Source organism: Halobellus ordinarius, assembly GCF_031823395.1.
Taxonomy (GTDB): Archaea; Halobacteriota; Halobacteria; order Halobacteriales; family Haloferacaceae; genus Haloquadratum; species Haloquadratum ordinarius.
In genome coordinates, this window is record NZ_JAVQKJ010000003.1 from 384,470 (window position 1) to 410,104 (window position 25,635).

18 protein-coding genes and 1 tRNA gene are annotated in these 25,635 nt (G+C 64.6%); 14 read left to right on the forward strand and 5 right to left on the reverse strand.

Annotation, left to right across the window (positions count from 1 at the left end; all coding sequences use genetic code 11):
- Positions 1–20: 20 nt before the first annotated feature.
- The 3 genes from RJT48_RS05375 to RJT48_RS05385 all read left to right on the forward strand — a co-directional run bounded on the left by RJT48_RS05375 (position 21) and on the right by RJT48_RS05385 (position 3,117).
- Positions 21–1,736, forward strand: coding sequence for a pentapeptide repeat-containing protein (locus tag RJT48_RS05375; protein WP_311171217.1), 1,716 nt, complete (start codon positions 21–23; stop codon positions 1,734–1,736).
- 260 nt (positions 1,737–1,996) lie between these two features.
- Positions 1,997–2,542, forward strand: coding sequence for a winged helix-turn-helix domain-containing protein (locus RJT48_RS05380; protein WP_311171218.1), 546 nt, complete (start codon positions 1,997–1,999; stop codon positions 2,540–2,542).
- Between the two features lie 155 nt (positions 2,543–2,697).
- Positions 2,698–3,117 carry a hypothetical protein gene (locus tag RJT48_RS05385; RefSeq protein ID WP_311171219.1) on the forward strand — a complete coding sequence of 140 codons (420 nt, stop codon included), beginning with the start codon at positions 2,698–2,700 and terminating at the stop codon, positions 3,115–3,117.
- A 254-nt stretch (positions 3,118–3,371) separates the two neighbouring features.
- Here the strand turns inward: RJT48_RS05385 and RJT48_RS05390 are convergent.
- Positions 3,372–3,445 (reverse strand) — tRNA-Phe (locus RJT48_RS05390).
- Positions 3,446–3,586: 141 nt separating this feature from the next.
- Here RJT48_RS05390 and RJT48_RS05395 point away from each other — a divergent pair.
- Positions 3,587–4,237: an archaellin/type IV pilin N-terminal domain-containing protein gene (locus RJT48_RS05395; protein WP_311171220.1), complete on the forward strand. Its 651-nt coding sequence runs from the start codon at positions 3,587–3,589 to the stop codon at positions 4,235–4,237.
- Positions 4,238–4,297: 60 nt separating this feature from the next.
- Here the strand turns inward: RJT48_RS05395 and RJT48_RS05400 are convergent, their stop codons facing one another.
- Together RJT48_RS05400 and RJT48_RS05405 are read right to left on the reverse strand one after the other, a co-directional pair.
- Positions 4,298–4,717 (reverse strand): hypothetical protein, encoded by a 420-nt coding sequence (locus tag RJT48_RS05400; protein WP_311171221.1) that lies wholly within the window; start codon positions 4,715–4,717, stop codon positions 4,298–4,300.
- A 75-nt stretch (positions 4,718–4,792) separates the two neighbouring features.
- Positions 4,793–6,169 carry a glycosyltransferase family 87 protein gene (locus RJT48_RS05405; protein WP_311171222.1) on the reverse strand — a complete coding sequence of 459 codons (1,377 nt, stop codon included), beginning with the start codon at positions 6,167–6,169 and terminating at the stop codon, positions 4,793–4,795.
- A 114-nt stretch (positions 6,170–6,283) separates the two neighbouring features.
- On the opposite strand from RJT48_RS05405, the gene gatB reads away from it, so the two are divergent.
- The gene (gene gatB / locus RJT48_RS05410) at positions 6,284–7,774 is read left to right on the forward strand and encodes an Asp-tRNA(Asn)/Glu-tRNA(Gln) amidotransferase subunit GatB (RefSeq protein WP_311171223.1); all 1,491 of its coding nucleotides are present in this window, start codon (positions 6,284–6,286) and stop codon (positions 7,772–7,774) included.
- Positions 7,775–7,925: 151 nt separating this feature from the next.
- Positions 7,926–12,140 (forward strand): DNA topoisomerase I, encoded by a 4,215-nt coding sequence (locus tag RJT48_RS05415; RefSeq protein ID WP_311171224.1) that lies wholly within the window; start codon positions 7,926–7,928, stop codon positions 12,138–12,140.
- A 110-nt stretch (positions 12,141–12,250) separates the two neighbouring features.
- Here RJT48_RS05415 and RJT48_RS05420 read toward each other — a convergent pair whose 3' ends face one another.
- Together RJT48_RS05420 and RJT48_RS05425 are read right to left on the reverse strand one after the other, a co-directional pair.
- The gene (locus tag RJT48_RS05420) at positions 12,251–13,159 is read right to left on the reverse strand and encodes a phosphoribosyltransferase HisG-related protein (RefSeq protein ID WP_311171225.1); all 909 of its coding nucleotides are present in this window, start codon (positions 13,157–13,159) and stop codon (positions 12,251–12,253) included.
- An 88-nt stretch (positions 13,160–13,247) separates the two neighbouring features.
- Positions 13,248–15,350, reverse strand: a complete 2,103-nt coding sequence (locus RJT48_RS05425; protein WP_311171226.1) for a hypothetical protein — start codon at positions 15,348–15,350, stop codon at positions 13,248–13,250.
- A gap of 209 nt (positions 15,351–15,559) precedes the next feature.
- On the opposite strand from RJT48_RS05425, the gene RJT48_RS05430 reads away from it, so the two are divergent.
- From RJT48_RS05430 to RJT48_RS05465, 8 genes are all read left to right on the forward strand, one after another.
- Positions 15,560–15,721, forward strand: a complete 162-nt coding sequence (locus RJT48_RS05430; protein ID WP_311171227.1) for a hypothetical protein — start codon at positions 15,560–15,562, stop codon at positions 15,719–15,721.
- A 110-nt stretch (positions 15,722–15,831) separates the two neighbouring features.
- Positions 15,832–19,476, forward strand: coding sequence for an ATPase, T2SS/T4P/T4SS family (locus RJT48_RS05435; protein WP_311171228.1), 3,645 nt, complete (start codon positions 15,832–15,834; stop codon positions 19,474–19,476).
- Positions 19,473–21,518, forward strand: a complete 2,046-nt coding sequence (locus tag RJT48_RS05440; protein WP_311171229.1) for a type II secretion system F family protein — start codon at positions 19,473–19,475, stop codon at positions 21,516–21,518. Before RJT48_RS05435 ends, RJT48_RS05440 begins: the two co-directional genes overlap by 4 nt.
- Positions 21,518–22,039 carry a DUF7287 family protein gene (locus RJT48_RS05445; protein WP_311171230.1) on the forward strand — a complete coding sequence of 174 codons (522 nt, stop codon included), beginning with the start codon at positions 21,518–21,520 and terminating at the stop codon, positions 22,037–22,039. Before RJT48_RS05440 ends, RJT48_RS05445 begins: the two co-directional genes overlap by 1 nt.
- On the forward strand, positions 22,039–22,623 hold the full coding sequence (locus RJT48_RS05450) for a DUF7288 family protein (protein ID WP_311171231.1): 585 nt from the start codon (positions 22,039–22,041) through the stop codon (positions 22,621–22,623). Before RJT48_RS05445 ends, RJT48_RS05450 begins: the two co-directional genes overlap by 1 nt.
- Positions 22,611–23,582 (forward strand): hypothetical protein, encoded by a 972-nt coding sequence (locus tag RJT48_RS05455; RefSeq protein ID WP_311171232.1) that lies wholly within the window; start codon positions 22,611–22,613, stop codon positions 23,580–23,582. The genes RJT48_RS05450 and RJT48_RS05455 overlap by 13 nt, the downstream gene beginning before the upstream one ends.
- Positions 23,579–24,142, forward strand: a complete 564-nt coding sequence (locus tag RJT48_RS05460) for a DUF7266 family protein (protein WP_311171233.1) — start codon at positions 23,579–23,581, stop codon at positions 24,140–24,142. The genes RJT48_RS05455 and RJT48_RS05460 overlap by 4 nt, the downstream gene beginning before the upstream one ends.
- Positions 24,139–25,629 carry a DUF7289 family protein gene (locus RJT48_RS05465; protein ID WP_311171234.1) on the forward strand — a complete coding sequence of 497 codons (1,491 nt, stop codon included), beginning with the start codon at positions 24,139–24,141 and terminating at the stop codon, positions 25,627–25,629. Before RJT48_RS05460 ends, RJT48_RS05465 begins: the two co-directional genes overlap by 4 nt.
- Positions 25,630–25,635: the final 6 nt, after the last annotated feature.

A 25,635-nucleotide genomic window follows, 5' to 3' on the forward strand; every position in this document is an offset into this window, starting at 1 on the left:
CTTCAGTACTTGGCAGAGGTATGTCAGACGCGGAGGGAACCTGCGAATACGTGCTTGACCCAAATGACCCCGAGACGTGGGGTGGGAAAGCGGATGAGAATTGTTTGATTGATGATGAAATCCTGGACGAAGACGGTGTCTGGGCCTGTCCTCACGATGCGGAGGCGGACAAGGACCGGTGTATTTTCCATCTCCCCATCGAAGAGAAAGCCGACGATGAAGGCGTTGACGCCTTTCTGGACGCAGTCGACGAAACTTCGCCCAGCGACGACACCGAGACGCGACAACTGGAGTTCGTCGGTGCGAAGTTTGGTATGTTCGATCTGCGCGAGGAATCCACCCTCACAGTTGAGGACGGGAGGGTTGCATTGGACTACGCAACGGTTACTGGTGTATTAGACTGGTCTGAGACCGTCCTTGCTGTCCAAAAAATCACCCTGAACGGGATCAAATGTGACGACGAAACTCGCTTCCACAGGACGCAGTTCGGAGGAGAAACTACCTTCGAACGGGGAGAGTTCGGGAAGATGGCCGACTTCAGATGGGCAGAGTTCGGAGGAGAGGCCGACTTCAAGGAAGCGGAGTTCAACGGAGAAGCCGATTTCAGAGGAGCAGCGTTCGGAGAACGGGTCTACTTCAGGGAAGCAGAGTTCGGAGGATGGGCCAACTTCCCAAGTGCAGGGTTCGGAGGAAGGGCCAGCTTCTGGAAAGCAGAGTTCGAGGGAGAGGCCAGCTTCGTCTCGGCAGAGTTCCGGGGAAAGGCTAAATTCTGGGAAGCAGAGTTCGGAGAAAAGGCCGATTTCAGGGGAGCAGAGTTCCGGAAAAAGAGCGATTTCAGGGAAGCAGCGTTCACGGGAGATCGTCTCGTATTTAGTGATGTAGAGTTTGAGGAGGGTCCCATTTTCGAAGACCTGACTCTCGATGCGGTTCAATTCGATGGAGGGGACTTGACTGACTCGACATTTACGGGGGCGAGTCTCCGGAATGCGAACTTCGAATCAACCCTGTTGAGCCGAGCAACACTGTTCGATGCAGACCTGCGCGGCGCAAAGCTCAATGGAGCAGTCCTCGGTGATGTTCGGATCAATGAAGGGACGCAATTCCTCGGCCACCCATCAGATGACTCCGGTATCTCGCCGCATACAGTCGTTGCTATCCGCTCTCGACCGACCTGTATCTACGACCCGGCGTATGGAGAAGACAACGAAGACCAGGACGTGGACAAGGCGAAAAGCGTCTACCGATCTTTGGAAGAGCTTGGCGGAAAGCACGCCCGCCCTCGGTTGCAGGCCCGCTCGTTCGTCCGGCGCCAAGACCTCCAAAAAAACGAGTATAAGCAAGCTGCTAAGGAGCGGAATTCGTGGGAGGAACGGCTGATAGCAGGCGCTCGGTGGAGCAGAGCGAAAGTAGCACGTGGGACACTCCTGTACGGTGAGAGTCCGTGGCGCGTCATTGCGTGGAGCCTCGGTATCATCTTCTCGTTTGCACTCCTGTATCCGCTCGGCGGATGGATGAAACCGACCGACGGAAACCCGATTACCTACGCGCAGATTGCAGCTAATCCCGCCGAAATTCTGAATGCGATTTATTACTCAACGTTGACGTACACTGCTCTCGGCTTTGTCGACTTCCAGCCTGTTGGCTTCGGCCGACTGTTGACAACGCTTGAGACGGCTCTTGGGGCAGTGATGCTCGCCCTGCTCGTGTTCATCCTCGGTCGAAGGGCGGCACGGTAACCACCCTATTTCACTGCTCATATTTTCCTGTGGAAAATGCCGCCTCCCAGCATTCGAAGTGTTTTATTACTACTAAGCATTAAGCGGTGAGACGATTCAGTTCTGCAACTGTGATCCGGTACGTGATCTTGTGAGGTCATCGACACGGTCTTCGAGTTCGCCTCGCAGACCTTCGATCTCTCCGTCTTCACTTGCAGCCATCCGTACGCAATAATTTGCGGAGGAATAGAACTATTACGTTCGAGTGGGTACTATCGCGTATGTCACCCGAAGAGGCGTCCAACGACGAACCCGAGTGGGTAGGGACGTGGAAGAAGCACGCGTCGGCGTTCGATCGGGTGAAGTCAGTCACGATGACGCTCTCGGAGCCACAGCCCGCCCCGTGGATCGCCAAGGAGGCTGCCGTCTCCCCGAATACGGCTCGGGATCACCTCCACCGACTCATCGATCTCGGCGTCGTAACGGTGACCGAGAACGACGGGACCCGTCGCTACTATCCGGACCCACTGTACACCCGGCTTCGGGATGTTCGAGAGTTACTCCGAGGGACGACAAAGCAGGAACTCTCAGAACAGGCCGCTGATTTGAAAAACGACATCGCGGCCTGGGAGACAGAGTACGATGTCCACTCGCCTGACGTGTTACGCGAGCGGGCGACTGCTGACGACGTTTCCGCCGAGCAAGCGTACGAGTTCGTACGGATTGCGAGCGACTGGGAACTCGCCCGGTATCGGCTCTCGCTCGTGCAGGACGCCATCGAGAACTACGACACCTGGACGTCGGATCCGTCGTCGATCACGGTATGACGAGCGAACGGGACACGCCAGAGAACTCACCTGACACCGGTAATCACCGAACCAGCCACCCTTGTTCTGGTTCCCGTGGGGAACGTGTTCGCTCCGATGGAGGTGCGAATTCGGGCCGGGATCGTCACCGCATCTTACGCGAGGTACGCAGCGAGTTGGTACGACATCCCGCTGTTCGATCCGTCGAAGGGGAACCGTCGGACGAGTACCGGGAACTCCGAGCCGCCCTCGACCCGTCGTGGTTCGGTCGCGGTACAGAGACGGCGTCGCTCCGGGTAACGTGGATCCCGGATCCGACACCCGGCCCCGAAGCATCCGACCGCGCGAACGACACTTGGATACGAACCCCGATTCGTGCGTACTACACCCTCCATTACAGCGAACCGGACGGGCTCGACTGCGGGTTCCACTGTGAACCGAATCCGCACGTGGATGGGTTGCTCCACTACCAGAAACGGGAGGACGCGAACGACGCGTACACGTACGAACTAGTCTCGTTCGGCGCACGCTCAGTCACCGGACTTCTGTGGGAGATGATGGACGCGCTCGGCGATCGGCTGGACGACCTCGATTGAGAGACACAGAGATTCGTTCACCAGAACACCGTGATTCGAGAGGGAGGAGTAACCGGTTAGCATTTACTGCGCGTACGCTACGCCCGCCGGCATTTGAACTGTGAGTATAATGCCGCCTCCCGGATTGTGAACCACGCCGAGACATTCCTGCTCGCATCGCTGCGCGGGCTGTGACTCGTCTCGTTCAAATCCGTTCGGGTCGCACTGACAGAACCCGCCGCGCTCGCTCCGCTCGGCGGTCGGGTTCAGAGAAGTGCCGCCTCCCGGATTTGAACCGGGGACAGCTCGATCTTCAGTCGAGTGCTCTCCCAGTCTGAGCTAAGGCGGCGCGCAATCGAAGCGACGCCCAGTATATAAAAAAGCGTTTCGAAGGCAAATCGACAGTCGCGACGACTCCTTCGATAGTGCTCGTCATCAGAGGGTTCAATTCACCCCGGGATCTATCGCCGGGAGTGACCGAATCCAGACAGTGGGTCGTCGCGTGATCGATATCACGGGCGACCTCACGGTTCCGTTCTCCGACATCACCGCGGAGCGTACCGACCGCGGGATCAGCCCCGTCGTGGGAGCGGTGCTGATGATCGTTCTCACGCTGTTGCTCGCGACAGTGATTGCGGCCGGCCTCTCCGTCGATCTGCCGCAATCGGCCGCGAACGACGTCGTAGAGGGAGACCTCGGGGATGACGCAGCCCTTCAGGAGGATCTTGTCGTCGCTGAAGACCCCACCGCAGGGGCCGACGACGTCGTCCACGCGACCGTCCTGAACGCCGAGGACGCCGAGGGCGAGGAACTCGAGTCGGTGACCGTCGAGTACCCAAAGGAGGCGGTCGACCTCGACACCGCGAAACACGAGGAGATCCTGACGGTCGGCGTCGACACCGACGCCGACGGCGACCTCGAAGAGACGTTCGGGGAAGGCGATATAAGCGGCGTGAACACGAACGACGACGACAGCGTCCTCACGGTCACCTTCGAGACGGGATACGAACTCCGGGCCGACGACCGGGTTCACCTCCGGTACGGCGCGGCCGAGAATCCCGATTCCGCCGGCGAGTACGACGTCAGCGCCCGAGTCAACGACGCGGCGTGGGTCACGGGACGGCTGGTGATCGACGGGTGAGCGAGGCCCCGGAGAATCCGGACTCTCGGGACGCCAGCAGTCGACTGGGCGCGCGGACAGTCACCCCGAAGAGTACACCTGCGTCACCATCTCCGACGTGCCGGAGACCGTCTCGACGCCGTATCGTTCGAGCGCCCGCTTCGCGTTCAGATACTTCGCGATCGCCTGGGCGTTGTCCCGCAAATTGTCCCAGCGGTCACAGGGCACGGCGAACTCCTGGCCGCCCTTGCTGTAGTAAGCCACGACGCCAGGATCGTCGGGGTTCGCGTCCGTGTAGGGTATATTCGGATCGTTCGCGAGGTGGTTCGCCGCGCTCTCGACGCGAGCGTTCTCGACGTCTCTGTGGTTCAGTTCCGCGAGAACGTTCCTGAACGCCTCCCGGAGGTCGACCCGGAAGTTGTGCGGATACGGCTCTCGGTCGGCCGGATCCGTCCGGGCGAAGTCACTCGGCCAGTCTAGACTCGAACTCCCGTTCGACATCTCATCCGGGCGTAGGCTGTCAGCTCACAAGAACTTTGTCGCGGTGAGAGCCCCGTCCTCAGCATACCGGAAGAGTCACCGAGACCGACCCGACTGCTGGCCGGAAACTGCCCGCCGGATCCGACCGACTGCCCGGAGTGCCGTCCGGTCGGGACGGAGCCCGTACTTCGCGAGCGCGCCGGCGAGCAGCATAATCGCGATCCCGTACAGCGGGACCGACGCGAAGGTGACGACGGAGACGAGCGCGGATTCGAGGAGGTTCGGGAGGCCGTACTCGCGGATCCCCGACACCAGTCCTCCGGGCGTCGCGTTCGCGAACATCACTACCCCGCCGACGAGAAAGAGCCGCCGCCCCGGCCCGTCCCAGACGTACCAGAGCGGAACCATCGGGAAGAAAAGCAACACGAGATACCACTGCAGCGCCGGAACGACCGTGACCGTCACCACGAGCGTCGCGAAGATGGCGAGGAGTCGGTCCTGACGGGTTTCGACGTCGACGTAGAAGACCGCGAGGACGGCCGCACCGAGCAGCGCCGCGAGGGGCGTCAGCAGTTCCGGCGGAGCGTCCGGGAACACGCCCCACAGGAGGTGCGACAGCGGCCGCTGGAACGTCACGTAGAACGTGCTGTCGACGGGGTAGCCGCCGGCGAAGGCCGCGGTCTCGGTGCGGTCGACAACCACATCCGAAAAGAACGTCGCTGTCGGCTCCCACCCGTACGCGACCACGCCCGCGAGGATGCCACCGACTCCGACGACCGTCGCGGCCGCGATTGACCGCCAGGAACGACGCCGAAGCAGCCACGCCCCGACGAGGGCCGGAAAGAGTTTGAACAGTGCCGCAAGCCCAAACGCCGTCCCGGCGACCGTCTCCCGGCCGTCATCGAGCGCGAGAAAGCCGGAAACGAACGCTGCGGCGACGAGGAGGTTGATGTTACCGTAGTAGATCGTCCCGAAGGTGAACGGCGAGGCGAGAAATAGTCCGACGATCAGAGCGACGTCGACCCACCCGAGCCGCCGGTCGACGCGGTCCAGAAAGCGAACGATCGCGGCCGCCACACCGACCCCGGCGAGTGCGTTCAGCCCGACCAGGAGCCAGTAGCCGGTCATCCACTCCAGCCCCGTGAAGGGGTAGTACGCGGTGACGGTGATCGGCGGGTAGAGGTACACCGCCCATTCGGCCAGCCCCGGCGGGGCGACGCCGTAGAAGGACTGCCCCTCCAGCGCCAGTTCCGCGGCGTACTGGTAGGTGCGGAAGTTGGCGCCCACGTTGCCGCCGGGATTCCACGCCCACCCGAACCACTCGGGGTTGAAATTGCGGTCGTAGGCGCGATAGCCCCACCAGATCGCAAACAGCATCACTGCCCGTGCGCCCTTCTCGGAGTGATTGACCAGCGGCCGTCGGAGGGAGTCGGGGAGGTCCATAATTCGGTGGGGGACCGCAGGTACGAGCACTATCCCCCGTCAGCTCCTTATACTCTCCCCGGGGAATCGGGCGGGTGCAGGGAGATCGCGGTCCGCCCCGCCGTTCCCGTTAGCCTTTAGCCGCGCTGTGTCGAAACGCAGCCAATGACTGCGAAGGCGCTCTCGGAGGGGGACCTCGTCACCGTCATCGGCCTGGAGGTCCACGTCCAACTGGAGACGGACACGAAGATCTTCTGTGGGTGTTCGACCGAACCGGCCGACGACGAGGAACCGAACAGCCGCACCTGTCCGGTCTGTCTGGGGCTGCCCGGCGCCCTGCCTGTCCTGAACGAGGGCGCCGTCGAGGCCGCCGTCAAGGTCGGCAAGGCGCTCGGCGCCGAGGTCGCGGCCCATACGCGATTCCACCGCAAGAACTACTACTACCCCGATCTGCCGAAGAACTTCCAGATCACGCAGTACGACGCGCCGATCTGCGCAGGGGGGACGCTCGAAGTCTCCGTCGAGGGCGAACGCCGCGAGATCGGTATCGAGCGCGCCCACCTGGAGGAGGACCCCGGCAGCCTCCAGCACAAGGGCGGCAGCATCGACACCGCCGATTACACGCTCGTCGACTACAACCGCGCCGGAACGCCGCTGATGGAGATCGTCACCGAACCCGACTTTCGCAGCCCCGCAGAGACCCGCGCGTTCCTCGCGAAACTGGAGGAAGTCCTGGAGTATCTCGGCGTCTTCGACTCCACGCGCGACGGATCGCTCCGCGTCGACGCCAACATCTCGCTCGTCCCCGCCGAGGCGGTCGACGACGAGGGCGCGATCGGATCGGAGACACTCGAATCTGCGAACCGGACTGAGGTCAAGAACATCTCGAGTCACAAGAACGCCGAGCAGGCGCTCGCCTACGAAGTGACGCGGCAGAAAAACGCCGTCCAGCGCGGCCGCGCGGTCGAACAGGAGACGCGCCACTGGGACGAGTCCCGCGGCATTACCGTCTCGATGCGCTCGAAGGAAGAGGAGAAGGACTACCGGTACTTCCGGGAGGCAGACCTGCCGCCGCTGGAAGTCTCGGATTGGAAAGCCAAAATCGACATCCCGGAACTCCCGGACGCGCGCCGCGAGCGCTTCCGCGAGGAGTACGACCTCGATGCCGAGTCGGCGTCGAAACTCACCTCCACGAAGGAGGTCGCGGACTTCTTCGAGGACGTCGCCGCGCAGTTCGATCCCGACCTGGCGGCGACGTGGGTCGCCGACAACCTCCTCGGCGAACTCAACTACCGCGATATGGCGATCACCGACGTCGACCACCGACTCGACGAGTTCACCCGCCTCGTCGAGTTGGTCGACGCCGAGGAGATCACCACGAAGAACGCCGAGGAGGTCGTCCTCCGGACGATGCTCGACGAGGGAACGGATCCCGACACCGTCATCGAATCGGAGGGACTCGGCACCGCCGACGACGACGAGGTCACCGACGCCGTCGCGGAGGCCATCGACGAGCACCCCGACGCAGTCGAGGACTACCACGCCGGCGAAGGAGGCGCGATCAACTTCCTGGTCGGGCAGGTGATGAGCAAGACCGGCGGCAGCGCCGACCCGGGCGACGTGAACCGCCTGCTCCGCGAACGGCTCGAGGAGTAGCGGCGGAGCGAGGCGGGCGGCCGCGACGCCGAGACGAAACCGAGACGCCGAGACGCTATACGGTCGTTCCGCGCGCACACGCGCGCTGTCCGGCGATTTCCCCCGACGCGGCGCGAAAGGTTTAGGCCGACCCCTCGCTTACCGGCGGCCAATGAGCCAGGGCCCGGAACTCATCGTCACCGAGAAGGACAACGCCGCCCGGCGGATCGCCGACATCCTCAGCGGCGGGTCCGCCGAGGCCGACCGTCTCAACGGCGTCAACGTCTACAAGTGGGGCGGCAAACGCTGCATCGGCCTGTCGGGGCACGTCGTCGGCGTCGACTTCCCGCCGGAGTACAACGACTGGCGCGACGTCGAACCGGTCGAACTGATCGACGCGCCGATCGACAAGCACGCCACCCAGGAGAACATCGTCGCGGCGCTGCGCCGACTCGCCCGGAAGGCCGGGCGTGTCGCAATCGCGACTGACTACGACCGCGAGGGCGAACTCATCGGCAAGGAGGCCTACGAACTGGTCCGGGAGGTCAACGAGGACGTCCCGGTCGACCGCGTGCGCTTCTCGTCGATCACCGAGCGGGAGGTGACCGAGGCGTTCGAGAACCCCGACGAACTCGACTTCGACCTCGCGGCCGCGGGCGAGGCGCGGCAGATCGTCGACCTCGTGTGGGGCGCCGCCCTGACGCGCTTTCTCTCGCTTTCGGCCCGACAACTCGGCGACGACTTCATCTCCGTCGGCCGGGTGCAGGGGCCGACGCTGAAGCTCATCGTCGACCGCGAACGCGAGATCGAGGCGTTCGACCCCGAGGACTACTGGGAGCTGTTCGCGGATCTGGCGAAGGATGCGGGCGCGACCGGCAGCGACGGCGCCGACGCGGGCGCCTTCCAGGCGCAGTACTTCTATCTCGACGAGGACGGGAACGAGGCCGAACGCGTCTGGGACGAAGAGGCCGCCGAGACTGCGTACGAGACGCTGGAAGCGGCGACCGCAGCCACCGTCGACTCCGTCCACCGCCGGACCCGAACCGACGACCCGCCGGCCCCGTTCAACACGACCCAGTTCATCCGCGCGGCGGGGTCGCTCGGCTACTCGGCCCAGCGCGCGATGAGCATCGCCGAGGATCTCTACACCGCCGGCTACCTCACCTACCCGCGGACGGACAACACCGTCTACCCCGACGACCTCGACCCGCGCGACCTCCTGGACGCGTTCGTCGGCACGCGTGCGTTCGACGACGACGCCTCGGCGCTGCTCGAACAGGAGTCGATCGAGCCGACCGAGGGCGACGAGGAGACGACCGACCACCCGCCGATCCACCCGACGGGGGAACTGCCGAGCCGCACCGAGCTCTCAGAAGACGAGTGGGAGGTCTACGAACTGGTGGTGCGGCGCTTCTTCGCGACCGTCGCCGAGTCGGCGACCTGGGAGCACCTCCGTGTCGTCGCGACCGTCGGCGACGACGAGGACCTCTCGTTGAAAGCCAACGGCAAGCGCCTGGTCGAGCCGGGCTATCACGCGGTCTACCCGTACTCGAACGCCAGCGAGTCGTTCGTGCCCGACGTGACCGAAGGAGAGACCCTGACCGTCACCGACACGAGTATCGAGGCCAAGCAGACCCAGCCGCCGCGGCGCTACGGCCAATCAAGGCTCATCGAGACGATGGAAGAGATGGAGATCGGGACAAAGTGTCTGACAGAAGATACGAATGTTCTCGTCCGGACGGAAAGCGGGGAGATCAAACGTACTTCTGTCGACACACTCTTCGAGGAGGAACAGATCGTCATCGCGGACGGCGATACGGACATCGGAACGACTACCGGCGGTCCACGAACGGTTTCGTTCTCCGAGAGCGCAGGGCGGACGATCGAACCCGAGAGCGAACTCGTCAGTAAACGCCCACTGGGGCCGAACGAACGAGTGTTGGAAATCGAAACCGAGTTCGGAGGGTTCTCCGTCACCGAAGAACACCCACTGTACATCAACAGGGGTGGAACGCGGCGTGTCGTTCCCGCCGCCGAAATCGAGCCCAGTGATGAACTCTTGGCCACCCGAGCATCGCCGTCGGATTCCACCGCTGACCGAGGTGACGCACCGGTCGTCCTCTCCTGGGAGGAGTTCGCGGCGACCGCGGACGAGTCGACGAAGCTCTTCGGGGTCGAGTGTGGCGATGTGGTCGCTCGGATCCGGTCGGACACGGAGGAAACGCAGACGGAACTCGCGACGCGACTGGGCACAACCCAGGCACGGGTATCCGCGATGGAAACCGGTAAACGCGGTGTTCCAGTGTGGGTTCTCGGCAAACTCGGTACCCGGCCGACCGAACTCCGCGGACTGAACCAGGAAGTCTGCTTCCGCAACCCGTTTCCGCTACGATGGTCGTCTGTGCTCGCACGGGTCTTGGGTAATCTCCTCGGGGACGGCTCCGTCCACGTCAACGAGAGAGAGAACGTCGTCGATGTCCGGTATCACAACACCAACACGAGTCTCATCGATCGGTTCACGTCGGATATCGAGACCCTGTTCGGCGTGGCTCCTTCGGTCAGTGCTCATCCCGGACACGAGGAATACCACAGAACGAAGTATCAAGTCAACGTTCCGGCGAGCATCGGTCGCGTCCTGCATCATCTGCTGAAATCCGTCCAAACCGACGGCTGTCCGGACCTCCCAACCGAGTTCGCGCCGGCGTTCATCGGCGCGCTCTTCGACGACGAGGGGCACATCTCGCGCGAACGAAAGGCGTTTATATCGAACGTCGACCACGATCTGCTCGCTGGCGTCGGGAGGATGCTCGACGAGTTCGGCATCGAATCGAAGCTATCTCCCGCTCAACACAAACTACACATCCGAGGACGGAGAAACGTGGAGCGGTTCTTCGATGTCGTGCCGGTCGCTTCCGACGAGAAGTTCCACAGGGCACTCGATGGGCTCCGCGAGTACGACGTCACCCATCATAAGGCCCACATCCTGGAATCCACTGCGGAGCGTCCGCAGACTTCGGACGAACTTGCCGCCGAGATCAACCTCACACGAGGCCGAACGAACGCGATCATACGCGAGTTACGCGAGGACGGATACTTGAACAGAGAGATCGATGGGAGCAACAGGAGCATCGACGACAACCGGACTATTCGATACGTCGCGTCGGGGTTCGATAGATCGATCTACGCGGCAGTACTCGGATGTCCATCGCTGGCAACAGTCCGTTCGGTCACTGAACGCGACTACGACGGTCCAGTGTATGACCTCTCGGTTACCGACGAGGCACCCAACTTCGCCGTCGATGGCGGCGTCATCGTTCACAACTCTACCCGCCACGATGTCATCCAGAAGCTGTACGACCGCGGGTACATCGAGAGCGACCCCCCGCGGCCGACCCGACTCGCCCGCGCGGTCGTCGAGGCGTCCGAAGAGTTCGCAGACCGGATCGTCAGCGAGGAGATGACCGCACAACTGGAGCAGGATATGCAGGCGATCGCACGCGGCGAGGCCTCCCTTTCTGAAGTGACCGAGGAGTCCAGAGAGATCCTCGAAAAGGTGTTCGAGGGATTGATGGAATCCGGCGACGAGGTCGGCGAACACCTGCGGAAGTCGCTGAAGGCCGACAAGACCGTCGGCGAGTGTCCGGAGTGCGGCAGCGACCTCGTGATCAGAAAGAGCCGCGGGGGATCGTACTTCATCGGCTGTGACGCCTACCCGGACTGCACCTACACGCTGCCGTTGCCGTCGACCGGCAAGCCGCTCATCCTCGAAGAGGAGTGCGAGGAACACGGCCTCAGCCACATCAAGATGCTCGCCGGGCGGAAGACCTTCGTGCACGGCTGTCCGCTCTGCAAGGCCGAGGAGGCCGACGCCCAGGAGGATCTCGTGATCGGTCCGTGTCCGGACTGCGGTTCCGAGGAGGGCGCGACGTCGGAGACGTCGCGAGGCGAAGGCGGTGAAGCCGCCGAAGCGGGCGGCGAACTCGCGATCAAGCGCCTCCGCTCGGGATCGCGGCTCGTCGGCTGCACCCGCTACCCCGACTGCGAGTACTCGCTGCCGATGCCCCGGCGCGGCGAGGTCGAGGTGACAGAGGAAATCTGCGAGGAACACGACCTCCCGGAACTCCGGATCACCTACGAGGACGACCGCGAGCCGTGGGAACTCGGCTGTCCGATCTGCAACTACCGGGAGTACCAGGCCGAAGAGAGCGAGAGCGGCTCCGAACTGGAGAGCGTCGACGGCATCGGCGAGAAGACCGCCGCGAAGCTGAAAGACGCCGGCGTCGACGACGTCGCGTCGCTGAAGGAAGCTGAACCGGACACGCTCGCGGATCGCGTCGATGGCGTCGGTCCCGACACCGTCCGGAAGTGGCAAGCCGACGCCGACTGATAGTGTTTGCTCTCACTGTGTACCGCCGGGCGCCACCCCCGTTGGCGGCACCCGGCGGTAAGAGACGAGAGTAAACACTATGAGCGGAAGCGCGCCGCCTCCGAGGAGAGCTAAACCGCGATTTCTGTCTCTTCTGTCGCCGCCGCGAGCGCCTCACGAACGCGGGCATCGGGGGCGGCCCCCTCCGTCTCCGCGACGTTCTCCATCAGGACTGTCTCGGAGGGGAAGAGATGCTCGCCGAGGACCAGCCCGTGGTTCCGAGCGGTCGAGCCGGTCATCGTCAGATAGACGCCGAGGCCGGCGTCCGCGATTGCGGCTTCCTCCTCGCGTTCCCCGTCGGGGTACACGAAGTCGATGCCGTCGAGCGACCGCGTCCCGAGTACCGCCTCCACCAGGCGCTCATAGCGCGGGGAGATGCACAGCGGCCCCTCGTAACCCTCGACGAACCCCCGGTCGAGTTCCGCCCCGGGCGGGAGGATCTCCGGCCGAGCCATCAGCGTGTGGTACACCGTATCGCCCATCCCTGAGACGACGCGGACGTCGGTGTTCATCGGATCGATCCGTGCGTTGACGTCGGCAATCGACCCGATCCCGTCGGGTTCGAGTTCGACGACTTCCTCTAAGACGAGGTCGGCGCTGTCGAAGCCGAGCCCGAACTCGTGGGTGCGGAGCGCACGGAACGGCTCCTCGCGGCCGACGAACTGGACGGGAACGCCGGCCACGTCGACGGTCAGGCTGTCGAAGACGATCCGTCGCGGCATCCCCGATCGGTCGTCACGGAGGAGCGAAAACTCCGGCGCGTAGTCGTCGTCGAGATCCGAGTACCCCGCGAGCCGATCGTAGACGTCCGCGTCGGGATCGAGTTCGTCCTTCGTGATCGCCTTCTCGTGGCGGAGCGTGGAGATGATCTCGTCGGCGACGGCCTCGGCGTCCGCGACGTCGGCGACGCGTTCGAGGACGGCTTCGAGCGGGCGGCCCTTTCGGGGGACGGCGACGCGAATCGCCTCCGTCTCGGTCATTACTGGAACAAGATGATGGGGCGCTAAACCGGTTGCGCTTCGGCCTGATGCCGCTCAGGCTCGATCTTCGACCGCAGAGCGCCCACCTTTACTCCCCTGTCGGCCCGAACGCGTCGTTGAGGCGGTCGCGGAACGTCTGTAGCTCCTCGATGTCGCGCTCGATCGACTCGAAGCGGTCGAGCTCTTCGGAAAGCGTCGACAGGTCGGCCCTGAGATCGTCGATCTCGGCTTCCAGCGAGTCGCGGACATCGACGACGTCGCCGTCGAGCGCCGCGATATCCTCCCGCACCTCGCCCATCTCGTCGTCGAGCCGGGAGACGTGGGCGTCGGTCTCGTCGACGTCTACGGCCACGTTCTCGACCTCCTCGACGACGGCGTCGACATCGTCGGCGACCGTCTCGATTTCCTCGGCGACGCTGTCGACGTCGGCGGCGATCGCATCGATCTCGTCGAACGCATCGTCGAGGCTCTCGTCGACGTCCTTGACGTCTCCCTCCACGCGATCGACGCGGTCTTCGGTCGCCGCGGTTCGGTCCTCGATCGCGTCGGTCCGTTCGGCGACGTCGTCGACGTCAGCCTGCGCCGCCCGAACGTCGTCCCGGAGTTCCTCGCGGTCCGCGCCGGCGGCGGCGAGCGACGACTGCACGTCCGCGAGTTCGTCTGTGATCTCCGCCAGTTCCGAATCGAGCCGTTCGACCAGTTCCGCGCCGGTGCCCTCCTCGTCGATGAACTCCGCGATGGCGTCGGCGTAGGCGTTGAGATCCTCCATCTGCGCCTGTAACCGGCGGATACGGACGTCGGCACTCCGGGGCAGTCCGGCGTCGAGTTCGTCGCGGAGGGTTTCGAGATCGGACTCGGAAACCTCACCCGCGCGAATCTCCGCGGCAAGCGTGGCTGCGAGTCCGTCCTCCGCGGCGTCTCCGGTACCGGCGGCAGCGGCCGCCGGCGTCGTGGTCCCGTCGTCGGCTGCCTCGGGGGAGCCGCTGGCTTCTACATCGGCCTCGGCTCCGATGTCGACGTACTCGTCTGCATCCGCCGTGGCAGCCGCGTCCGCTTCGGCAGCAGCGGGTTCGTCGGCAGTATGCGTCGGCTCCGCAGTCGGTTCGTCGGCGGTATCGGCGGGTTCGTCGGCGGTATCGGCGGGTTCGTCGGCGGTCTCAGTTGATTCGTCGGCGGCATCTGTCGGTTCCGAAGTGGATTCATCGGCCGCATCCGCCGGCTCATCAGTGGGTTCGTCAGCGGTAGCTGCGGTAACTTCACTGGTCGGGGCGTCCTCGTCCGCGTCGTCTGCAGCCGCCGAGTCGGCTGCGTCCGTTCCGACGTCCTCGTCGGACTGTGGTTCGACAGCGGGGTCCTCCGCCCCGGTCCGCCGCGTTGCGGAGGAGAGATCGGCGTCGAGTTCGCGCGGGGAGATCGCTTCCTCCGCGGCAGCGGCGGCGTCGGCCAGTTCGTCGTCGGACGATTCGGCCGGCGCCTCCGTCTCGGGCGTGTCTTCGGTCGCCGCCGCGATATCGTCAGCGGCGGAGTCTGGCTCCTCGGACGCGGCGGCGCCGTCCTCGGTCGTGGTGGACTCCTCGTCGAGTTCCGACGCGGGCTCGTCGGGATCGGCTGCGGTCGGCTCGGGATCGTCAGCCTCGGCCGCCGGGGCGACGGGTTCGGCGTCCGGGTCCGTCGACGCAGGGACGTCCGACGGCACGTCCTCCCCGCCGGCCTCGTCGACGAGCCTGCCGTTCCCCTGCAGCGCATCGCGGACCAGTTGACTGCGATCCGCACCCAGGATGTCCTCGACGTCCGCGCCGTCCGGCGTCTCTTGGGGCCCTTCGGGTACGGGCGGGCGTTCGATGATCGGCTCGCCGAGGAACCCCTCGAGGTCCGAGGTGTCCTCGATCCGGATCCCGTACACCGTCGTCGTCGCCTCACCCGGTTCCAGTGTGCGCTCGTATTCGACGCGGTGATCCTTGTAGGCGGTCCAGTTGTCGCTCTCGTAGTCGGGGTGGAACCCGACTCCTTCCATCGGGAAATCCTCGGGGATCCCATCGACGAGGCGGATGTGGACCGGTTCGTCGCTCTCGGACAGAAGCCGGAACTTGATCGCCGGCACGGGGAACTCCTCGCCCGCGAACGATTTCTCGACGTGGATGTCGTCGTCCGCCACGACGATCGTCTGATCGGCGTCGGACTCGTTGCTCATAGGCCACCTTACCTGAACTGATCACATAAAACAACCGGGCAAAATACCGTTCGTGATACTACCACCCCCCGTCTGCGGGGGTTGTGAGTGAAACGGTATCGTAGCGTTTGCACCTGATTGCGCATCCGATCGCACGTAGTCGTGTGATCGGATGAGCGAAGACTTGCAAACGTTACTATAATGCAGCGGGCGATCGAATCTTCCGGCTGATGTCCGACGACGATAGTCCACAGAAGGATCCGCTCTCGCCGTACTACCCCGGGGACGTTCCCGAGGTACCGGGGAACGGCCGGACGTGGTTCGCGGTGCTGATCGCGGCGATGCTCCTTCTGGGAGCGGCCTACGGCGTCCTCTCGCTGCTTTTTTTCTGATTTGAGCGCCTCTCGTGTCAACCCCTCAGGATGTTTACCGGCGAATGACGACCGTCTGAACGGCCGAAGCGGCGGAAGTCTTTTTCCGTGGTGGAGACCACTGCTGAACGATGGCAACCGACGACGACGCGTCCCCCGCCAATGGGGAGGGCGGTGACGCGTTAGAGGGGGACGGGGAGCAACCGCCGTCTACCCTCGAGGGGAATGTCGATGGGGCCGCCGGGGAGGCGGGAGCAGCGTCGCCGGGTGCGACCACCGACGAGGGACCGACGGTCGCCGTCGGCGAGTACACCTGGGCGGATTTCCTCGACGAATACGGCGGCGACGGCGACGTCGAGTCGCTGTACCGGGGGTACGATCCCCGGGAGCACGACGAGGAAGACGATAGCGGCGGCCGCTGGGACGACGGCGAGGAGGTGGCGATCCCGACGCCGACCCGCGCGGACTGGGACTCGGTGAGCGTCGACCCCGAGTCGTATCTGAACTTTCACCCCGTCGACGCCGACGACGAGGTCGAGTCGGCCGCGGAAACTGCGGCCCGCCTGTCGCAGTCCTTCGAGTCGTTCTGCGACCCCGAGACGACGCCCGTCGTCAAGGACGTCTGGCTCTGGGAACACTACAAACGGCAGTACTACTACGAGGACGACGGCTCGCGGCCGCGCGACGACGAAGGCGAGATCGAACGGTTCGACCCGGCCGCGGCCCTGGGATTCGATCCGGACGCGATCGAGGAGACGCTCGCCCACGGCGGGACGCGCGCGTCGGAACTGAAAGAGATCGTCGACGAGCGAACCGTCGATGTCGCCCCCGAGTTCGACGAGGACGCCTTTTTCACCGACGCACGCGGGATGACGACCGTCGTCAACCGCTACGACCTCGAGAAGGCCGTCCCCTTCGAGAAGAAGACGCACTTCCGGGAGGTCGAACGCTACTGGGTCAACAAGCCCCACTCCTTTGTGATCATCTTCCACTCCCGGAAGGAAAACGAGAAGAAGTACTACGCGATCCAGCCCCACCAGAACCGGATCGAGGGCGAACTCGCGGAGTTCCTCACGGGGAAGCTCCGGACGGCGATCAAATACGACGACGACAGCGTCACAGCGGAGGGGCCGGACACCCGACGGAGCGTGATCGAACAGCAGTCGCTGGAACTCCTCGAACGGTACGGCCTCTATGAGCCCCCCGACGATCCGCGGGCCGCGGGGCTGTCGATACTCCCGAAACGAACCGTCGAGGCCGAGGAGGAGGAAGGCCTGCTCTCCGGTCTCGATGTGAACCTCGGGATCGGTGGCGACGACGAGGACGACTCCGGGGAGTCGGAAGCGCCGCCGTCCGAACGGCGGATGGCCGCCTACGCCCGCCAACTCGGGCTCCACGAGGGCTCGTTCGGCGGACGACTCGACTGGCTCTTCGAGACCGCGAGCGATGCCGAGGAGGACGGACTCGAGGGACTCGCCGCGCGCCCGGAGCCGGCGGTGCTCGCGGAGGATCCGACCGAACTGAGCGACTATCAGGTGGAGAAACTTTTGTACGTCCTTCGGCGGGACTTCATCGGCTACGAGCGGATCGACCCGATCAAACACGACGTCAACGTCGAGGACATCTCGTGTGACGGGTACAACTCCCGGGTGTTCGTCTACCACTCCGACTACGAGCAGATCATCTCGAACGTCGAGCACGGCGAGGACGAACTCGACGACTTCGTCGTGAAACTCGCCCAGCGCTCCGGGAAGGGTATCTCCAAGCGGCGGCCGCAGGTCGACGCGACACTTCCCGACGGTTCGCGTGCCCAGTTGACGCTGGGCCGGGAGGTCTCCGATCACGGGACGAACTACACGATCCGGCAGTTCAAGGACGTCCCGCACACGCCGATCGACCTCATCAACTGGAAGACATTCTCCTTAGAGGAGATGGCGTTCCTGTGGCTCTGCATCGAGAACGACAAGAGCCTGATCTTCGCGGGCGGGACGGCGTCCGGGAAGACGACCTCTTTGAACGCGGTGTCGCTTTTCATCCCCTCGAACGCGAAGATCGTCTCCATCGAGGACACCCGCGAGGTCGAACTCCCCCAGCGGAACTGGGTCGCCTCGGTCACCCGGCCGTCGTTCAGCGACGACGACCGCGGCGACGTCGACGAGTTCGACCTCCTGGAGGCCGCACTGCGACAACGCCCCGACTACATCGTGATGGGCGAGATCCGCGGCGAGGAGGGGCGGACCCTCTTCCAGGTGATGTCGACGGGCCACACCACCTACACGACCTTCCACGCCGACAGCGTCGGCGAGGTGCTCAAGCGCTTCACCACCGACCCGATCAACGTCTCGAAGACGATGTTCACGGCGCTGGATCTGGTGTCGATCCAGACCTCCACCCGCGTCAAGGGCGACAAGGTCAGGCGGAACAAGTCCCTGACCGAGATCAACCACTACGACGCCGAGAACGACGAGATCAACGTCCAGGACGTCTATCAGTGGCAGGCCGAGGGCGACGAGTTCCTCAAGATGGGGTCTTCGAACACCTTAGAGGACGTCCGGTTCGACCGCGGGTGGACCCGAGAGGAACTCGACGAGGAACTGTTCAAGCGGCGCGTCGTCCTCGCGTACCTGATCGACCGCGGGTTCAACACGTACACGCAGGTGGCAGCGACGCTGCAGGCGTTCATCAACGACCAGGAGACGATCCTCGCGTTGATGGCCCGCGAGGAACTGGAACGCAGCCTCGAGGACCTCCGGGAGATGGAGTCGGTGCAGATCGACGTCGACCCCGAGAAGGAGAAGATGGTCCCGCGTCCCGACCCCGGCGAGGAGGTCAGTGCGCTGTGTAAGGAGATCCTCGAGGAGGCCGCAGAGAGGCTGTGGCCCGAGTACCGCGACCTGGAAGACGTCGACGTCGCCGACGCCTTGGTCGACGTCGAACCGGCACCTGACGTCACGCCCGCTGCGGGCGAACACTCGGAGCTGGACTCGCTGGCGGCGGAAGCGGACGCCCCGGCGCTCGATGCCGGGCCGGACGAGAGCGACAGTGAACTCGACAGCGGCGAGTCCTCTGCGCCGGCGCTCGATGGAGTCGTCGACGAGGAGCCGTCCGACACCGTGGAGGATGGCGTCTCCGCGGGGACCGACGACTCCGACGAGTTCGGGACCGGAGCGGAACCCGACAACGCCGACCAGTCCGAGGCGACAGCTGACGCGGACATCCCACCCGGTTCGGCTGATGCGGACGTCTCACCTGGTTCGGCGGATGCGGACGTCTCACCCGGTTCGGCGGATGCGGACGTCTCACCCGGTTCGGCTGATGCGGACGTCTCACCCGGTTCGGCTGATGCGGACGTCTCACCCGGTTCGGCTGATGCGGACGTGTCTCCGGACCCAACGGACGCGGAAGCGTCCTCCGGCACAATAGACGCCGACATCGTCGACGAGAGCAACACCCAGCAGGAGGCAGACTCCGAGGATGACCTCCCCAGCGGCGAAGATGAGAACGATCTCGGCGCGGATTCGACGGTTAGCGCCGCTGAGGACGCTGCGGAGGACGGCGAGTTCGGCATCGAGGATCTGCTCGAGGAACCGAGCGACGAAGAGACAGACGACGGGGAGTGGGACTTCGGCGAGTTCGAGCAGGTCGATCCCGACGAGGGCGACGAGTCCGACGAGACGGGTATCAGCCCGGACGGCGGAGACGAAGCCCGATCGGCGGGGAGCGACGGTGACGGGGCCGAAGAAAGCACCGACGGCGAGCGGGGGTCGGAGGAATGAGCCTCGACGTCGGCGAGGGCGACGGCGGCGAACTCGACCGGAGCACCGACACGCTCGGCGACGCGTTCTATCCCCTGTTCCAGTTTCTCTTCGACGAGGAGGGTGATTTCGTCGCGGACGTCGGTCGGAAGCTCGAACAGGCGCGGATGCCGGCAACGGTAGAACTGTATCTCTCGAACGCGCTGGCGATCGGCGTCATCTCGGGTGGTGCGCTCTGGCTGCTCGGGACGTTCATCGGCTGGGCGATCTTCGAGTTCGGCCTGGTCGCGCCCGAAGTGTTCAGTATCGGCCTGCCAGTGGGCGACGCCGCGACGGCGGCAGCACTGAATGCGCTCACCGTGCCGGCGGTCACGATCGTCTCCGGACTCGTGTTCGGGTCGATCGGGTTCGCCCTCGGGTTCGGCACGCTCGTGGCAGTCCCGTACTCGAAAGCGTCGGGGCGCAGGCGCGAGATCAATATGCTGCTGCCCGACGCGATCTCGTTTATGTACGCCCTCTCGGTCGGCGGGCTGAACCAACTGGAGATCCTGGAAGCGATGGGCCGCGCCGACGACACCTACGGCGAGGTCGCAAAGGAGTTCCGGAGCATCGTCCGCGAGACCGAGTACTTCGGCACCGACTACCGGAACGCGATCCGCGAGGGCGCGATGACCACGCCCTCCGAGGAGCTGTCGCAGTTTCTGACCGATATGCTGTCGATCGTCAACTCCGGCGGCGATATGGAGCGCTTCCTCGACGACAAGAAGGAAAAGCACCTGCGGACGGCCAAACAGGAACAGGAGACCGTTTTGGAGACGCTGGAACTGTTCGGCGAGATGTATATGACGCTGTCTCTGTTTCCCCTGCTTCTCATCATCATCCTCGTCATCATGAGTATGCTGGGGCAGGCCCAGGACTCGCTCCTCTACGGGACCGTCTACGGCCTCATTCCGCTGACGGGCGTTGGATTCCTCGTGCTCGTTTCGACCGTCAAACAGGACGAGCCAGGCGACGGCTACCTCCAACCGTCGAACAGCACCGATCGGCTGGAACAGGTCAACCGCGAGGGGTTGATCCACATGGGGTTGATAGAGAGCTTCATCGGCGAATTCGGGGTCTTCGAACACATCCGGGCGCGGGAGGGGACGTACAAGACGAAACAGTTGCTTCGGCAACCGCATCTGTTCTTCCGGGATCACCCGCTGTACACGCTCATCCTGACCGTGCCGGCGTCGCTTGCACTCCTTGGCGTCGCCATCACGAGCGGGGCGGCGCCGCTGGGCTGGGAAGGGATGCTGAACAACCCCATCTGGGGCACGTTCATCTGGTGGTACGTGCCGGTGTACATCATCGGGATCCCGCTCGCGATCTTTCACACCTGGAACGTGCGCTCGCGGAACGCGATCGTCGGCAAACTCTCCGATAACCTCCGGAAACTGTCGAGCGCCAACGACACCGGCCAGACCCTGCTGGAATCGATCGAGACGGTCGCAGCGACCTCCTCGGGGAAGCTCGCCGACGAGTTCGAGGTGATGCACGCGAAGGTGAACTACGGGATGAGCCTCCGGAGCGCCCTCGTGGAGTTCAACAACAAGTACCACATTCCCAGACTCGCACGAACAGTCAAACTCATCTCGAAGGCACAGGAGGCCTCGAGTCAGATCACGGAGGTCCTGACGACGGCGGCGCAGGCATCCGAAAACCAGGACGACATCGAGCGCGAACGGAAATCCCGGACCCGGATGCAGGTGGCGATCATTCTGATGACGTATCTGACGCTGCTCGGCGTGATGGCAATCCTGAAGACGCAGTTCCTCGACGTGATGGCTGGACTCGCCACCGAGGCCGGGTCAGGGGGCGGCGAAGCCGCAGGCGGCCTGAACTTCGGCGGCGGCATCAACATCGACCTGCTGTCGGTGCTTTTCTTCCACGCCGTGACGCTCCAGGCGGCGCTGTCGGGCTTCATCAGCGGCTACATCCGTAACGCCGACATCATCTCGGGAGTGAAGTTCGTGGTCATCCTGCAGACGATCGCGCTGATCGTGTGGATGGTGGTCGGGTGATGCGTGCCGCAAAGCGGCGGAACCGAGAGCGGGGACGGGTCGGCCATCGGGCGCAGACGACGATCGATTTCGCGATCGGCATCGGCGTGTTCCTGCTCGTCGTCGCCTTCGTCGTCGCCTTCGTCCCGACGATCTTCACCCCGTTTCAGAGCGCCGAAGGGCCGGGGACCGCAGACCGGATCGCGACGTCGCTGTCGACGGACCGACTCGGCGATCCCGCGACGCCGTACGTGCTGAACGACACCTGCACGAACGCCTTTTTCGACCAGTTGAACGGCGGCGCCGACGCCCCGACGTCGTGTGGGTTCGACACGACTGCTGACACGACCGACGAGATGTTCACGCCGGGCGCGACGCGGGACGTCAACGTCTCGATCCGGACGCTCGACGGGACGGTCGTCACCGACGGCGTGCAGTACACGGCAGGACCGCCGGTCACGGAGACGACTTCGGTGACGGCCGCGACGCGCGTCGTGTACGTCAACGGCGAACCACACAGGCTGCTCGTGAGGACGTGGTGATGGACCGGGCACAGGCGCACACGCTGGAGGCGATCACCGCCGCGATGATCTTGATATCCAGTCTCGTGTTCGCACTCCAGGTGACGGCCGTCACGCCGTTGACCGGCAGCACCTCGAGTCAGCACATCGAAAACCAGCAGGCAGCCGTCGCCGAGGGCGTCCTCGCGTCGGCCGAAGAGAACGGAACGTTGGCTGAGACGATCCTGTACTGGAACGAGTCCGCCAGCAACTGGCACGGGGCGACCCGGGAGGGGTATGTCCGCGGCGGCCCCCCGACGACGTTTGGCGGCGTATTGAACGACACGTTCATCGAACGGGGCATCGCCTTCGACCTGACGGTCTACTATATCGACGAGGACGGGACCCGCCAGAGCCGAGCGATCGTCGACCTCGGCGAGCCGAGCGATCACGCCTCGACGGCGCGACAGCTGGTCACGCTCGCCGACGACGATCACCTCGTCAACGCGGACGGCACCCGCTCGTCGACGACGCTTTCGAACGCGTCCTACATAGTTGACGATGGGCACGCGGAGGGGAACCTGTACTCGGTTATGGAGGTGGAGATCGTCGTATGGCGGATGTGACCGCTCGGGACGGTGAAGGTGGGGGGCGTTCCCCAGACCACGACCGCGCCCAGTTGCTTCTGGTCGGTGCGCTCGCACTCGCAGTGCTTTTCGTCGCGCTGGCGTTGCTCCTGAACACGGCAATCTACACCGGCAATCTGGCCACGAGAGAGACCGGCGCCGACGCCGTCCCGGCCGTCGAGTACGTCGGGGAAACCCGGACGGCCGGCGTCGACACCATCCGATCAGTGAACCGCCTGAACAACACCTCGACGGATGCGCTGAACTCGGCGTTCAACGCGTCGATAGATCGGTGGGACGACCTGGCATCCCACCACCGCGCAGTCGCCGGGGACGGCGCGGCGGCCAGCGTCGTCGCCGTCGAGAACGGCACGCGGATCCAGCAGGACAACGCCACGCGGGACTACACCGACGAGAGCGGCGCGGCGAACTGGACGGTCGCAGCCGACACGGATCTCTCCGGCGTCAGGTCGCTGCGGCTGGAAGTCGACGAATCGACGCTCCCCAGCGGCTTCGCCGACGACGTCTTCCACGTCAACGTCTCCTCCACCGAGGGAACCTGGAGCGTCTACGTCTACGATACCGGCAGTGGGCCCGAAGTGCGCGTGTTCGACGACGGGAGCGAGGTCGCACAGTGTCCGGCCGCGTCGGTCACTGACGATACGTTCGTAATCGACGTGCCGAACGAGTCCGTCGGCGGCGCGCCGTGTGCGGCGCTCGGCGACGTCGACGACCTCGGCACCGACGCCGCGATCAGATACCGGTACGGTGACCAAGCGGGCGGCACGTACACGATGGTCGTCGACGAGCCACCGTCGGCGCTGACGCTGCCGGGACTCGCCGACGCCGGGACGGGACAGCCCTACGACACTCCGGCGATCTACAGCGCGGATCTCTCGGTGCGCTACCGCACGCCGGAACTGGACTACGAGGCCCGAATCGAGGTGCAGCCGCCGTGACGGAACGACGCGGACGGTCGCAGAGTGAGGATCACGGCGCCCGGGCCGACCGCGCGGTGTCGATTACGGTGAACTACGTCATCGCGCTGAGCATCACCGCCGTCCTCATCTCGGGGCTCCTCATCGGCGCCAGCGCGTACGTCGAGAGTCAGCGCGACCGCGTCGTCCGTGAGGAACTCGACGTCATCAGCCAGGGGCTCGCTGCCGGCATCGACGACGCCGACCGGCTCTCGCGGGCGGACGCAGAGTCCCGCTCCGTGCGTGTGGGCGTCGATCTCCCGCGGCGGGTGGCGGGCGAGTCCTATCAGCTCCGAATCACGGAACTCGCGAACCCGCCCGACCAACCGGCCCAGTACGAACTCACGCTGCGATCGGCGCGGTCGGACGTGAGCGTCACGCTTACCCTCTCGACGCTCGTACCGATTCAGGAAGGAACAGTGACAGGGGGGCCGGTCGTCGTCCGACTGGACACGGCCGGACCGGTGCTCGTCATCGAGGCGGGCGACTCGACAGGGTTGCCGTCGCTACGCCAACCGAACATGGGGGGAGCTACGATATGACCAACCGGGCACAGTCGTCGAATATCGGCTTCATTCTGCTCTTAGCCCTGACGATCACCGGGGCGGGAGTCATCGTCGCGGTCGGCTCCTCGGCGCTCGGAGACGTCCAAGAGCAGACGTCGCTTACCCGTGCGGAGCACTCGATGACGCTGCTCGACGCCCGAGTGGCAACCGTCGGACTGGGCGAAAACTCGGTCCAGACTGTCCGACTCGGCCGCGCCGACAGCGGCGACTACACCGTCGAGTCGGAGACCGGCTGGTTGCGGATCGACCATCAGAACTACACCGCAAACGAGAACGAAACGATCTACAACGCCAGCCTCGGCTCGATCACCTACCAGACCGCCGGAACCGAGATCGCTTACCAGGGTGGCGGCGTCTGGCGCCATCAGGACGGCGGGACGTCGATGGTGTCGCCGCCGGAGTTCCACTACCGCGGGACGACGCTGACGCTACCAGTGCTGCGGATCCGCTCGAACGACGCCGCGACTGGAGATGCGACCGCGAGGATCCGCCGCGACGGGGAGATGGTCCGGATCTTCCCGAACGAGGCCGAATCGTACGACGTGACGGGCGAGCCGTACGTGAATCCGATCCGGGACGGAACCGCATCGGTGACCGTCCACAGTCGGTATTACAAGGGGTGGGCCGACTACTTCCGAGCCCGTACCACCGGGAACGTCTCCGTCGACGACGGAAACCGGACCGCGACTGTCGTTCTGGAGACCGCAGACATCGCCGGTCCCTTCGAGTTCCCCGAGAAGGGCGGGGAGGTGCCCGTCCGCCGTGTCCAGTCCGGTCACTCGCTCACGGACTTCGAGACATCGGTCAAGAAAGACAGCGGGACGTTCAACAACATCTACGTCTCTTTCTACGCCGAGAGGGGCGACACGGCCTACGAGGCAGGCGTCGAGGTCCCGAGCGGGATCGGGAACAGCTACTGTCAGGACGGCGAGCCCGGCTCCGCGGAGCTGACGATGGACGTCTACTACTACGACAACGGGACGTCGGAGGGCGTCCACCGGTGGTCGAACGACAGCATCCCCTCGGACTCGGGAGACGTCCAGTTGGACTGCACCGAGGACGACGACACGGTGATCCGGATCGACTTCACCGGCACGGAGCAGAATTTGACGTACGGCGGCAGCAACGTCACTGAAGAGACCGCCATCGACTGGGATGCGCTCAACGACTCGGCGACCACAAAGCCCGATCCGACCACGTTCGCCCACATAGGCGATGACGGCGAGGACACCACGTACACCTACGGCGACGAACAGAACGTCCGGATCCTCACCCGCCACTACTTCGCGATGTTCGGCGAGGACTTCGATCTCCGGGTGTTCCACGGGCCGGGCGACCGCGGAACGACGCAGATCGACACGACCGGATCGGGCGGGACGCTCCGGTACGACCGGGCCAGCGGCGGCGCGTACATCACCTACCTGCACGTCACCGAGAACAACGTGAGCGTCGAACTGAACTGAGGGGGA